We start from the raw sequence: 12873 nt of genomic DNA, 5'->3' as shown, positions 1-12873 counted from the left end.
GTTATATATGACCGCGAATCGTCCCTCGCATTCATGCGAGGAGCACACACTGCACTCCGGAGTCCGGACCGCGAGGGCGACGCCGTCGAGTTCGCCCGAACGGTGGCGTGACCATGTCGGAGGACCTGCCGCCCGTGTACGGCGGCGAGATCCTGCACGTCCACCTCGACGCGGGCGAGTCAACCGTCGAGCCCGTCGATCCGGCGGACGCCCGCCGGTTCCTCGGCGGCAACGGGTTCGCGGCGAAGCTCGTCGCCGAACACGTTCCGACGGACGCTGACCCCTTCGACCCGGCGAACGTCGTCGTCTTCGCCGTCGGGCCGATGACCGCCACGCCGTTCCAGAGCACGAGCCGCGGCGTCGTCGGCTTCGTGAGCCCCATGACGAACGGCTTCTTCGACAGCACGTTCGGCGGCACCTTCCCGCGGGCGCAGAAGTCCACCGGCTTCGAGGCCATCGCGATCCACGGCGCGGCTGGGGAGGACTGCTACGTCCGCGTCGACGCGGACGGCGCGACGGTCGTCCCGGCGGACGACCTGGCCGGACTGGACACCTACGAGACCTGTGCGGCGATCCGGGAGCGCGAGGGGGAGGGGTACGACACGCACGTGATCGCGACCGGCCCCGCCGGCGAGAACCTGGTTCGGTACGCCTGCCTGCTCCACGAGGGGAAGCTTCGGGAGGGCGTCGCCGGTCGCGGCGGCGCGGGCGCGGTGCTCGGGTCGAAGAACGTGAAGGCGGTCGCGATCCGCGAGGGCGACTTCCAGCCGGAACCCGTCGACGAGGCCGACCTTCGCGACCTCGCCGTCGGCCGGATGGGGACGCTGATGGAGGAAACCGAGATGCTCACGGACTACGGCACGAGCGGTCTCGTCAACCCGATCAACGAGATGGGAAAGCTCGGCCGGCGCAACTACGCCGCCGAACGGACGAGCGAGGCGAACGCCGACGCGGTCAGCGGGGAGACGCTGGCGGCGTACGTCACCGAGGACACGACCTGCGCGAACTGCGCCGTGAAGTGCGGCAAGCACGTCTCGGTCGAGGCGGAGGGGGTGACGGAGGCGAAGATCCCCGAGTTCGAGAGCCTCTTCGCCACCGCGACGATGCAGGAAGTGTACGACGTGAAACGCGTGATGGCGGCCAACGATCGCTGCGATCGCCTCGGCATGGACACGATCAGCTGGGGCGTGACCGTGGCGTTCGCCCGGGAGTGCTACGCCGAGGGCCTGCTCCCCGAGGACGCGTCGCCGCACCTGGCGTTCGGGGACGCGGAGGGGCTGGTCGAACTGGCGAGACGGACCGCCCACCGGGAGGGGATCGGTGACGACCTCGCTGAGGGCTCGTTCCGGATGGCCGCGGGGCTGGGATCGGACGCGGAGCGCTACCTCCACGGAACGAAGGGCCTCGAGTACGCCGCCCACTCCCCCCGCGGGCTGAAGGGGATGAGCATCGGTTACGCCACCTCGACCCGGGGCGGGTCGCACCACGACACCCGCCCGACGCTGCAGTACGCCGGCGAGCACGACGAGACGACCGACGGCACCCCCGAGTTCGCCGCCAGGAGCCAGCACTTCACGGCCCTCGGCGACTCGCTCACCCAGTGTCGGTTCGTGAGCGAGGCCGGGTGGGGCAAACGCGTCGACGACCGCTACCGGGACGCGATCAACCTCGCGACCGGGTGGGATCTCACGACCGCGGAGGTGGAGGCCGTCGGCGAGCGGATCTACAACCTCGAACGGCTCGTCAACGTCGCCCGCGGGGTGGCGAACCGCGAGACGGACGCGCTCTCCTACCGCGTCACCCACGAGCCGATCCCCGACGGTCCCGCCGCCGGGATGTACTGTCCCCCCGACGAACTCGACGCGATGCTCGAGGAGTACTACGCGTTCCGGGGCTGGGACGACGACGGCCGTCCGACCGAGGCGACCGTCGAGCGCCTTGACCTGACGGCTCTCGCGGACGCCGTGAACTGACAGGGAGTATCGTAGTGTCCGATGTTACCCGCGAGGTTTCGAAGCCGGGCGGTAGAGGGAGTAATAGTAAGTACTCGGTCGATCGCTCTAACCGATAGACACCGAAGCCATCTCGTTCAGCCCGTCCAGTGCAACAGAGCCGTTTCGGACGTCAGCAACGGACGAGTAACGACTCGAAACCGGAATGCCAAGGGTTAACCCGAAGAGACGCACGACCGCGTTCATGCCGCCCGATGAGAGTCCCACTGTAGAGGACGCATACGATAGATTGGCGAAGACGTACGAGACGCGAGAGGAGGACCCGTACTGCGCGGACCTGGAATTCCCCGCGATGACAGAACTCATTCCGGACGTAGAGGGCAAACGGGTCCTCGATGCGGGGTGTGGACACGGTCGGTACGCAGAGTGGTTGATCGAGCGGGGAGCGGATGTCCTCGCTGTCGACGAGAACGCCGAGATGCTCGAACGGGCGAGACGACGGATCGGCGACCGAGCAGAGATTCGCCGGGCCGATATGACGGAGCCGCTCGCGTTCGTCGACGACGGTGCGTTCGACGGCGTCGTTTGCGGCCTCTCGCTCCACTACGTCGAAGACTGGCGACAGCCCTTCACGGAGTTCGCTCGTATCCTCCGGCCGGGGGGATTCCTCGCGTTTTCGGCCCAACATCCGGTCGATGAGTACATCGCGTTCGAGGCCGAGAACTACTTCGAAATCGAGCGGCAACGGATGACGTGGTCGGCCTCCGGCGAGGAGATCGACGTCCCGTTCTATCGCCGGCCGTTTTCTGCGGTCATCAACCCACTCATCGAAGCGGGATTTCAACTGGACGAACTGGTCGAACCGAAGCCGAGGGAGACGTTCAAAGAGAAGAAGCCGGAGTCCTACGAGAAGCGATCGAAATACCCGACGTTCCTGTGTGTCAAAGCGTCGAAATCCGGATAGCGACCGAGTGTGGAGGTACATCGGGTGAAGCGTTTGTGAACTACCCTACCCTACTCGCTCACGGCTGACGCCGTTCGCTCCTTGAGGGTAGGGCTTCCTGTTTCCACGACGCGCTTTGCAGATACAGGTGCATCCACAGGGAGCGCAGTCTCCACACGCGTTGATTCGGAGTGTCCCACTCCTATTTGATCGAGGCCGCGAGAAAGAATATTCCACGCCGCGTTCGCGTCCCTGTCAGCCTCGAACCCGCAGGCAGGACAGGAGTGCTCACGGACCCACAATGGCTTGTCCGTCGAAACGCCACACGCCGCGCATTCCTTGGTCGTCCCTCTCGGGCTGACCGCCACGAAGTGCGTTCCCTCCTGTTTGCACTTGTATTCGAGCAACGAAAGGAACGTCCGCCACGCGGCAGACGCCGTATTTCGGCTGTTCGACGGTGATTCGAGCATTCCCTTCACGTTCAGGTCTTCGACCGCCACGAGGTCGTACTCCCGAGCGTAGTAGTTCGAGAGCTTGTGCAAGAAGTCACGGCGCTTTCGCTTCAGGTCAGCGTAGCACTCGGCCACGCGCTTTCGCTGGCGCTCATAGTTGTTCGACCCGTGCTCCCGACGCGACAGTCGTCGTTGCTCACGTTCAAGCCGCCTGCGCTCGACCGACAAGTCAAGCGATCCGACCGCGTGACCGTCAGTATCGTGGGCGTACGTGAGAATCCCCACGTCGATACCGACACACCGATCGGGATTCTCGGGTGACTCAGGTGGTTCACAGTCCATTTGGACGCCGAAGGTGGCGAGCCACTCGCCGGTCGGTTCCTTCTTGAGCGTGACCTGCTTGAGTGTCGCGTCGTCGGGGATCGCGCGGTGGAGCCGAATCGGTATGTCCGCGAGTTTCGAGAGTGACAGGACAGTCTGGCCGCTCTTCTTGTCGAGCTTGAAGCCAGACTGACTGTACGTGAAACTGCGGAACTCCCGTGGTGGCTTCCACTTGAGTTGACCGACGCCGTAGCCGTTCTCCTTGAGTTTGGAGAGTCCTTTGAGGTTGTCAAACAGGCGTTCTACGACGGTTTGGAGAACCTTCGAGTACACGTCCGAGAGGCCGTCCCACCACGTCTTGAGGTTAGGTAGCTCTGACCGGAGGGTGGTCATAGACGGCAGTTCGTCGTGCTCGTCTTGGTACTCGTTGAGGCGGTAGAGCGTGTGGTTGTACAGTTGCCTGCAAATATCGCGGTGGCGGTCCAACTCCTCGCGGTGGGCGTCGGACGGCTTGAGTCGATACTTGTAGGCGTAGTACATAACGCTACTCGCGTTCCCCGATGAGTTCGTCCAATTTGTCTTGGACGAAACGAGAGAGATTCAGGTGGTTCTCCTGAATCCACTCCTCTTGGTCGTCGCGGACGGTGATGTTCTTGCGCGTTACCACACAAGTATGATACACACGATACTCGATAAAGATACCGATAGAATGTTGTGGGCCAGTGGGCCTGCCATCGTAGAGTGTATGAGAACCGTGCGGCGTTGACGAGACGTTCCGCGTCTCGTCCGCACACCAGAACGCGAAGCGTTCTGGGGACGCTGTATCCCCTCCCTGCTCGCGCCTCCCGTTCGGTCGGCGCTCGCTGAGGAAGGGGGCTTAGCGCCTCAATTCAGCTAATTGCCCACGTTCTCATCCGAGTCGTGTGACGTACGTGCTCGAAGTTCATCCCCGCGTGTTCGATAGATTCGCACACCGACGTAACGGCTGTTCCAGCGACGAGGCGTCGACTGATAGGGTTTCAACAGCGCCTCAAGAATTACATCCCCCCCGATGAGTCACGGTTCACCGTCGATCCTTCCAGGGTAACGGACACCACGTCGCTCGACTTCGCGTACACAGCGAGTAGTTACTTCTGACACTCGTGTACTACTAACGCGGCTCGAGGGCGAAACAGGAACCAGGCGGACACTGAGACGGGCCGCCACGGGTTACCTGTCGCTCGACGAGAGTCGGTAGCCAGGTCCGTGTCGAGGTCGTCGCCTCGCGCTCCACGGAGTCTCTCCCCGAGAAGTCGCCTCTCGGAGCGAGATGGGCGAAGAGTTATCCGTCCGCTCCGAGCGATACCAGCATGGAAACGCGCCCGCTCGGGAACACCGGTCACGACAGTTCCGTCCTCACGTTCGGCGCTATCGCGCTGAACTACGTCGAACAGGACGAGGCGAACGCGATGGTCGAGGACCTCCTCGACGAGGGCGTCAACCACGTCGACGTCGCGCCCACGTACGGCGACGCGGAACTGAAGCTCGCGCCGTCGCTCGACGCGCATCGCGACGAGATCTTCCTCGGCTGTAAGACCCAGGAGCGTACGTACAACGGTGCCTGGGGCGAACTCCACCGGTCGCTCGATCGTCTCGGGACCGACTCGATCGATCTCTACCAGTTCCACGCGGTCACGCGATACGACGAACTGGAGACCATCGTCGGCGAGGGCGAGGGTGCGAACGGACCCGATCCGGGTGCCCTCGCGGCGTTCAGGGACGCCAAGCGGGAGGGGCTCATCGACCACATCGGCCTCACCAGTCACGGCGATCCGAGCCTCATCCGGACCGCGATGAAACGCATCGACGAACTCGAGACGGTGATGTTCCCGCTGAACTACACCCTGCTGAGCAAGGACGGTCCCGAGTACGATTACGGGGCCGTCCTCGACCTCGCCCGGGAGCAGGGGGTCGGTACGCTCGGCATCAAGGCGTTCGCGAAAGCGCCGTGGCCCGCGAATCTCCCCGAATCCGAACGGCCCTACGACACGTGGTACGAACCCTACGACACGCGCGAGGAGATCGAGGCGTGCCTGCGGTTCGCGCTCTCGCGGGGGCTGACCACCGTCACGAACGCGGGCGACCCCGAACTGGTGCCCGCGATCGCGGCGGCCGCGTCGAACTACGAGGAGATGAGCGACGAAGAGCAGCGGGCGCTCGTCGAGGCGGCTCGCGAGCGGGACACGCCGGTCCCGAGCCCCTGAGGCGGCTCCGACCGGAACGTCGACGCCTAACGATCAGCCGTCGACCTCTTCGACACCGGTCCCCGCGCGCGAGCGAGACCCCCTCGAGAAGACGTACAGGCCGACGCCGAGGACGGTCCAGAGGAGGACGATGCCCCACTCGAAGGGCCACGAGAGCGCCGACGGCGCGCCGGGGAGATAGAGTCCGACGAAGAACAGCGTCAACGCGAGCGCGAGCGCGCCGAGAGCGCGGCCGAAGGGGAGTTCGAGCGGCCGGTCCATGTCGGGTTCGCGCCGGCGGAGCACGAAGAACGAGACGACGACCAGGACCCAGGCGGAGACGAGCCCGAACCCGCCCGCGTTCACGATCCAGATCAACATCTGTTCGCCGAACATCGGCGAGAACACCGAGATCCCCCCGATGAGGAGGAGGGCGTTCGCGGGCGTGTTGTACTCGGGGTGGAGTTCGCTCAGCGGCCGGGGCAGCATCTCCGACTCGGCGAGCGCGTACACGGCGCGGCTCGCGCCGAGCATGAACGAGTTCCAGCTCGTGAGGATCCCCGCGATGCCCGCAATCGCCATGACGCGGCCGACGAGCCGACTGCCGAACAGGCTCTCCATCGCCGCGGCGGCCGGCAGTGGGCTCTCGACGAGTTGCGAGCCCGTCATCGACTGGCCGGACGCCCAGATGACGCCGATGTAAAACAGCGCGGCGAAGCCGACCGCGATCGGGATCAGGAGTCCGAGCGTCCGCGGCGAGACGTCGGCCTCGCCCGCCGCCTGCGGGATCACGTCGAAGCCGACGAACATGAACGGCGTCATGATGGCGACCGTGAACACGCCGGCCATCCCGGCCCCGCCGAACGGCGGCCCGGACGGCGAGGTACCGTTCAGGACCGCGCCGGCGACCAGCGTGACCCCCGCCAGCCCGATCACGACCGCGAGTAGCGTCTGGAACTGCGCCGCAGGGCGAACGCCGCGATAGTTCAGATACGTCATCACGATCGCCCCGACGCCTCCGACGAGCACCCAGGTCGCGTAGACGGGGTTCCCGGCGACGGTCCAGAGGTGGACCGCGTTGAAACCCGGGACGACGTACGCGAGCGCGGACGGCAACGCGACGACCTCGAAGACGACGACCCCGACGTACCCCAGTACGAGCGCCCAGGTACACGCGAACGAGCCGATCGGCCCGAGCGCCCGCAGGCTGTAGACGTGTTCGCCGCCGACGTACGGCATCGCGGACGCCAGTTCGCCGTAGATGAGGCCGACCACGGACACCATCACCCCGCCCAGGACGAAGGCGAGTATCGATCCGCCGACGCCCCCCTCGTCGATCCAGTAGCCGGACTGGATGATCCATCCCCAACCGATCATCGCTCCGAACGCCAGGACGAAGACGTCCCGTTTCGTCAGTACCCGTTCCAGGTTGCCACGTGATCCCTCACCACTCATACGTACGGAACCAACCCCCGTGCAATATAAATTTAATCAAGTTCGACTGGTTCGATAAAAGTTGGACGTGGTCCGAACCGTTTCGTACCGGTTCCTCGGAATCAGAGACGAGGACGGCGGAATCCCGTTCAGCGGGAGGTTCTCTTCCGGCGTCCTGACCGGTGTACGTAACAGCAACAACGCTTTTCTACCGGAGAACGAACGACACGAGGAGGATCGAACTGTGTCCATCGACGAGAAAGATATCCGGATTCTGAGCGCGATCGCGAAGCAGAAAACGGGGAGTCCGGACGCGATCGCCGAGGTGTCCGGCATTCCGAAATCGACGGTTCACTACCGGATACAGCGGCTCGAGGAGAAGGGGGTAATAACGAACGACCTGCTCGACGTCGATCTGGATAAGATCGGGCTCTCGATAACGCTCATCTCGGAGGTGTGGGCCGAGTTTAAGGAGGGGTATCACGAGTCAGTCGGCGAAAAGCTCAGCGAGATCGAAGGGGTGAACCAGGTGTACTTCACGCTCGGCGATACCGACTTCGTCGTCGTCTCCCACCTCTCCTCGCGACAGCAAGTGGAACGCTTGGTCGAACGGTTCGAGGCGACCGACGAGATCCAGCGAACTAGCTCCACGTTCGTCATCAGTACCGTGAAGAGCGAGTCGAACGCGGTGGCCGACTACGAGCTAGAGACGCTCCTCGACCTGCTACTCTGAGCGGTTCATCGACCATCGTCGTTCCCCGAACGCGGGAACGACGTCCGCCCGCGCTGACTCCGGACGGCGTCCCCCTGGACTAAATCGAAGGACTTCGAGGAGACTTGGACACAGTCCAATCAACACTTATGTGCTCGGAGGCGGACTATCGCCCCATGTCACGACAGGAACCGACGGCGCGGGCCGAGGTGACGAGCATTCCCCACTGGTACGACCCGAAGAGCGACGGTATGACCGTGACGGAGGGTGAGGGCGTGCGGGTGTGGGACGACGAGGGGCGCGAATACCTCGACTTCTGCTCGCAGTTGTACTGTGCGAACCTCGGCCACGACAACGAGGCCGTGATCGAGGCGATGGCCGAGCAGGCGCGGCGAATCCCCTACGTCTCCTCCGCCAAACAGTCGCCCATCCGCGAGAAACTCGCCGACCGATTGGCCGACATTACGCCGGGGGACCTCTCTCACACCTTCTTCTCCGTCTCGGGGAGCGAAGCCAACGAGATCGCGATCCAACTCGCCCGGGCCTACCAGGACGCCCCGAAAGTACTCACCCGGTGGCGCTCCTACCACGGCGGCACCTACGGCGCGGGGAGCCTGACGGGCGATCCGGCGACGCGCGCGACGCTCGAGCGCCACGCGGCGACCTCCGGCGTGGGCAAGTTCCTCCCCCCGCTCCCGCGGGCGTTCGACACCGACGACCCGGAGGAACTCGCCCGTCGGGCGGGCGAACACCTCGAGTTCGTCGTCCGCAACGAGGGCCCGGAGTCGATCGCCGCGATCCTCACCGAACCGATCGCCGGGACCAGCGGGGCGTTTCCCGCCCCGCCGGGGTACTTCGAGCGCGTCCGGGACCTCTGCGACGAGTACGAGATCCTGCTGATCTCGGATGAGGTCATCACCGGCTTCGGTCGGTGCGGCGACTGGTTCGGCATCGGCACCGAGGGCGTCGAACCGGACCTGCTGACGTTCGCGAAGGGCGTTACGGGCGCGTACTCGCCGCTGGCCGGCGTAGCCATCAGTCCCGAACTGGCGGCGTTCGTCGAGCGGGAGGGGTTCGACCTCGGCCAGACCTTCGCCGGCCACCCGATCGCCTGTGCTGCGGGCGTCGCCGCCATCGACGAGTACGCCGACGGCGTCATCGAGAACGTCCGGGCGCTCGAGCCGGTCCTGCGCGACGGCCTCCGAACCATCGAAGCCGACCACGAGGTGGTGAGTGCGGTCCGGGGGCGCGGGTTCCTCTGGGGCGTCGAGTTCGCCGACCCCGACACCGGCGAGCCGTTTCACGATCCGCGCGTCGAGGAGGGGGAGAACCCGGTCAGCGACGTGATCGCGGCCGCTCGCGAACGGGGGGTGCTCGTCGGCGGCGGGCGGCCGGCGTTCCAGCTCATCCTCTCGCCGCCCCTGATCGCGGGGCGGGACGACCTCGAACGGGGGCTGGCGGTCCTCGACGACGCCATCACCGAAACCTTCGACGATTGAGAAGCGACTAATCCGTCGCCCTCCGTAGATCGTCTTTCGACTCGCTCGAGAAGGGATTCCGAGATACCGGGGAGTGAGAGATCTACGAACTCGCCGACCAGTTCCCACCCGCGCTGATGCTCCTGAACTCGAAGTCCGGCGAACGATCGCCGAACCGGTCGAGTCGAAACGGATCGAGGGAGAACAGGGAGTACTCGTTTGCGACTATAGTATCCGTTAGAACTTTTTGCTCGTAGACTGTTACAAGAGATAGTGAATCATCTCGACGAGATCTCCGTTGAGGAATTGCAAGACGCTCTCGACAACGTGGACGGAAAGAAGCCGACACAACGGCTCTTAGCAGCCATCGCGTGCAAGAACGGTGTAACGCAGACCGAGCTAGCCGAGTGGTACGACGTTCAACGGCGGACGATCTACAGTTGGCTCAAGCGACTCGACACCGACGAGTCGCGTGAGCAAGCCGTTTCTGACGATAAACAAACTGGAAGGAAGAGAAAACCCTCAGAAACACAGCAAGAAGAATTCGAAGAAATCGTTCACGAACCACCTGAAGAGGTCGGGACCGACGCGCCGGCGTGGACGCCGGCGCTCGTCCAAGAGTATCTCGAAGAAACGTACGGCGTCGAGTATTCAATCCCAAGTTGTCGGCGGCTGCTGAAAGAAGCGGGATTGAGCTATCAGAAACCGCGCCGGTCAGCCGACGAAGCCGACGAAGACGAGCAAGAAGCGTTCCACGACGAGCTCAAAAAAAAGCGGCGGGAGATGGACGCCACCGTAGTCTGTATCGATCAGACCAAGAAACCCGTGCAAGTCAAGCCGCGTACCGCGTGGTTTCTGCGCGGCACGCGACCCTCCGTCGAACTTTCAGACCAACGCGACTGGACGTGTTTACTGGGCGCGATCACCGAGGACGGTGATCGCTTTTTCTCTCGATTCACCGAGGACGTCACGACCGAACACGCGAAACATTTCATTTTAGCATTATGCGAAGAATTCGAAAATGACTTGATCGTCGTGTTGGATGGAGCGCCATATTTTCAGGCGTCGGTCGTCACGGACCTGGCGGCCCATGACGACCTCGCCTTCGTGACGTTACCAGCGTATTCGCCGGAGCTGAACCCTGTCGAGGAATGCTGGAGACAGCTGCAAGCGGCTCTCAGCAATCGTTTCTTTGACTCGCTCGACGAGCTTACAACAGTGATCGATACCGCTCTCGACCAACTCTCAATCCAAAAATGAGCAATTATCTCTGATCACTACTATAGGGTCAGCATGATTTTCCGTCGAGTACGCCGGTTGGGGGTTCAAGCGCGGTTCACGAGACAGCAGATCTACCGGAACCACACGATCCCGGCTACGAGCGCGAGGAGGAGGACTCCAGCGGTCGTATTCAGAACTGCCTGCCCCACCCCCGCGTGCTGTAAACTCTGTTGGGCATTTGCCAGTCCATTGATCCCTGCAATCGTTAGGATGATGACTAGACCGTAGATAGCCCAATCGTCACTAATATACTCCATTACGGGATGCAATGATATCCCTCCGGGGTTAAATATTGCACAGATTCTGTTTGGGCGTATCGCCATCGTTTTGCGCCCGGCATCGTCCGAAGGACCGTTTCCCCCGTCAACGGACGCTGGGACACCGACCGGGGGTAGCGAACCGGTGAATCGATACATGGTTGATTTCCGAATCGTTCGATTCGATTGTGGATAGAACCGCATCACAAAATGCGGTCTTCGTATCGCCGATATGGCTTGAGGGGCTGATGTGATACACTGTACCACTTACCGTCGGTAAAGAGTGGCGGATGGCAGACGGCGCTCGGAGCTATCGCTGCGCAGGCGGCAAAGTACCGAACGTCAGTGGCTTCGGGAGCGAACGGTGCTATCCTGGTACGTCACGTTGGAGACCGACGTCCGTCGCCGTGACCACTTATACAGTACTCCAGCAGCTACTCCAAGGTGGGTCATGAGTGATGGAAACTTCGGGCTAACAGAGGCGGTGTCAATCGCACTTGGCGGGATGATCGGCGGTGGGATCTACGCCGTTTTGGGCGTCGTTACCCAGATAACGGGCGCTGCGACATGGTTTGCATTCCTTCTTGCGGGTGTCGTCGCGGTGTGTGCGGGGTATTCGTATATCGGTTTGAACGAACTCGTCACCGACGGTACCGACGATACTGGCGGCGGGTCGGTGACGTTCGTCCAGTCGTTCACGGGCAACTCGACGCTCGCCGGGATGGTCGGCTGGACGTTGCTCGTCGGATATATCGGGTCGATGGCGATGTACGCGTTCGCGTTCGCGGAGTTCGCCATCGCGCTTCCCGTCGTTCCCGTGTCGCTCGCAGGACTTTCCCTGCGGCCGGTCATCTCCGTCCTCGCGATCGCCGGCTTCGTCGGACTAAATTTGCTCGGAGCGCGTGCGACCGGCGAGGCGGAGAACGTCCTTGTCGTGGCGAAGGTACTCGTACTCGTACTGTTCGGTATTGGAGGTATCCTCTACGCATTGGTCGTCTCTCCTGCACCCGTTCAGCTCGGACTTACCCGGCTTACGTCGTTCAGTCCGATCATGGCAGCGGCCATCTCCTTCGTCGCCTTTCAGGGCTGGCAGTTGCTGTTCTACGACCAAGAGAGCATGGCGAATCCTCTCGATGAGATCCCGAGGGCAGTGTATATCGCCATCCCGACCGCCGTGTTCATCTACGTCATCGTCGCATTGACGACCTACAATCTCGCACCGGCGGCGATCCAGAGTCATCCGCATACTGCACTGACCGACGCTGCCGCGACGATCGCGGGCGTCGTCGGACTGGCGAGCACGGGTGCTATTGTCCTCTCGCTGTCGGCGCTGTTTTCGACTGGGAGCGCGATCAACGCGACTCTGTTCTCCGCGGGCTACTTCGCCAAGGGGATGCTCTCGAACGACTTGCTCCCAGATCGTACGGGGGATTCGAGCGCAAGTGGCGTTCCTTCGCAGACGTTGCTCCTCATCGGGGTGATTACCGCGATATTCACCGCTTACGGGAGTCTCTCGGCCATCACTTCCTTCGCGTCACTTTCCTTCATCGTCGTATTCGGCGCGATGAGTCTTCTCGCGTTCACGCAGCGGGATGTCGATCAGATCACCGCCGTCTGGCCGGCCGTCGGCACGGTCGGGGCCACGCTCTTCTTCGTCCTGATGTTCTATCACCTCTACGCCGCTGAACGACGCACGTTCTACTTGGTGCTCATCATCGCCGTCGTGGTGTTTCTCGCAGAACTCCTTTACTTCGAGCGGGAGATCATCGAAGAGGAGATCCCCTTCCTGGACTCGCACACTGGCGAAACAGTCGACTGACT

General features: G+C 63.0%; 10 protein-coding genes. 7 read left to right on the top strand and 3 right to left on the bottom strand.

The window, feature by feature from the left end:
- Positions 1-113 precede the first annotated feature (113 nt).
- The gene (locus NKI68_RS18665) at positions 114-1973 is read left to right on the top strand and encodes an aldehyde ferredoxin oxidoreductase family protein (protein WP_254546806.1); all 1860 of its coding nucleotides are present in this window, start codon (positions 114-116) and stop codon (positions 1971-1973) included.
- 223 nt (positions 1974-2196) lie between these two features.
- Complete coding sequence (locus NKI68_RS18660) at positions 2197-2916, top strand: class I SAM-dependent methyltransferase (protein WP_254546805.1); 720 nt, start codon at positions 2197-2199, stop codon at positions 2914-2916.
- 50 nt (positions 2917-2966) lie between these two features.
- Here the strand turns inward: NKI68_RS18660 and NKI68_RS18655 are convergent, their stop codons facing one another.
- Together NKI68_RS18655 and NKI68_RS23635 are read right to left on the bottom strand one after the other, a co-directional pair.
- Positions 2967-4208 carry an RNA-guided endonuclease InsQ/TnpB family protein gene (locus NKI68_RS18655; protein WP_254546804.1) on the bottom strand — a complete coding sequence of 414 codons (1242 nt, stop codon included), beginning with the start codon at positions 4206-4208 and terminating at the stop codon, positions 2967-2969.
- 4 nt (positions 4209-4212) lie between these two features.
- Complete coding sequence (locus tag NKI68_RS23635) at positions 4213-4335, bottom strand: hypothetical protein (RefSeq protein WP_256562706.1); 123 nt, start codon at positions 4333-4335, stop codon at positions 4213-4215.
- Between the two features lie 682 nt (positions 4336-5017).
- Here NKI68_RS23635 and NKI68_RS18650 point away from each other — a divergent pair.
- On the top strand, positions 5018-5911 hold the full coding sequence (locus NKI68_RS18650; RefSeq protein ID WP_254546803.1) for an aldo/keto reductase: 894 nt from the start codon (positions 5018-5020) through the stop codon (positions 5909-5911).
- Positions 5912-5944: 33 nt separating this feature from the next.
- Here NKI68_RS18650 and NKI68_RS18645 read toward each other — a convergent pair whose 3' ends face one another.
- The gene (locus tag NKI68_RS18645; protein ID WP_254546802.1) at positions 5945-7345 is read right to left on the bottom strand and encodes an APC family permease; all 1401 of its coding nucleotides are present in this window, start codon (positions 7343-7345) and stop codon (positions 5945-5947) included.
- A gap of 229 nt (positions 7346-7574) precedes the next feature.
- Between NKI68_RS18645 and NKI68_RS18640 the strand changes: the two genes are divergently transcribed.
- The 4 genes from NKI68_RS18640 to NKI68_RS18625 all read left to right on the top strand — a co-directional run bounded on the left by NKI68_RS18640 (position 7575) and on the right by NKI68_RS18625 (position 12871).
- Positions 7575-8057, top strand: a complete 483-nt coding sequence (locus tag NKI68_RS18640) for an Lrp/AsnC family transcriptional regulator (RefSeq protein ID WP_254547067.1) — start codon at positions 7575-7577, stop codon at positions 8055-8057.
- Between the two features lie 155 nt (positions 8058-8212).
- Positions 8213-9535: an aminotransferase family protein gene (locus NKI68_RS18635; RefSeq protein ID WP_254546801.1), complete on the top strand. Its 1323-nt coding sequence runs from the start codon at positions 8213-8215 to the stop codon at positions 9533-9535.
- A 252-nt stretch (positions 9536-9787) separates the two neighbouring features.
- Positions 9788-10788, top strand: a protein-coding gene (locus NKI68_RS18630) for an IS630 family transposase (protein WP_438267817.1) whose coding sequence is annotated in 2 segments (ribosomal slippage) — positions 9788-10763 and positions 10763-10788 — 1002 coding nt in all. Because the reading frame shifts where the segments join, the coding sequence is not laid out codon by codon here.
- A gap of 715 nt (positions 10789-11503) precedes the next feature.
- The gene (locus tag NKI68_RS18625; protein ID WP_254546799.1) at positions 11504-12871 is read left to right on the top strand and encodes an APC family permease; all 1368 of its coding nucleotides are present in this window, start codon (positions 11504-11506) and stop codon (positions 12869-12871) included.
- Positions 12872-12873: the final 2 nt, after the last annotated feature.

It is taken from the genome of Halomarina pelagica (assembly GCF_024228315.1).
Lineage (GTDB): Archaea > Halobacteriota > Halobacteria > Halobacteriales > Haloarculaceae > Halomarina > Halomarina pelagica.
The sequence above is the reverse complement of the archived record's forward strand: the minus strand, read 5'-3'. Positions and strand labels throughout refer to the sequence as shown.

Bases quoted from the DNA above. Each gene is read 5' to 3' on its own strand.
- NKI68_RS18665 (WP_254546806.1), top strand. From the start codon at position 114: ATGTCGGAGGACCTGCCGCCCGTGTACGGCGGCGAGATCCTGCACGTC.
- NKI68_RS18660 (WP_254546805.1), top strand. From the start codon at position 2,197: ATGCCGCCCGATGAGAGTCCCACTGTAGAGGACGCATACGATAGATTG.
- NKI68_RS18655 (WP_254546804.1), bottom strand. From the start codon at position 4,208: ATGTACTACGCCTACAAGTATCGACTCAAGCCGTCCGACGCCCACCGC.
- NKI68_RS18650 (WP_254546803.1), top strand. From the start codon at position 5,018: ATGGAAACGCGCCCGCTCGGGAACACCGGTCACGACAGTTCCGTCCTC.
- NKI68_RS18645 (WP_254546802.1), bottom strand. From the start codon at position 7,345: ATGAGTGGTGAGGGATCACGTGGCAACCTGGAACGGGTACTGACGAAA.
- NKI68_RS18635 (WP_254546801.1), top strand. From the start codon at position 8,213: ATGTCACGACAGGAACCGACGGCGCGGGCCGAGGTGACGAGCATTCCC.
- NKI68_RS18625 (WP_254546799.1), top strand. From the start codon at position 11,504: ATGAGTGATGGAAACTTCGGGCTAACAGAGGCGGTGTCAATCGCACTT.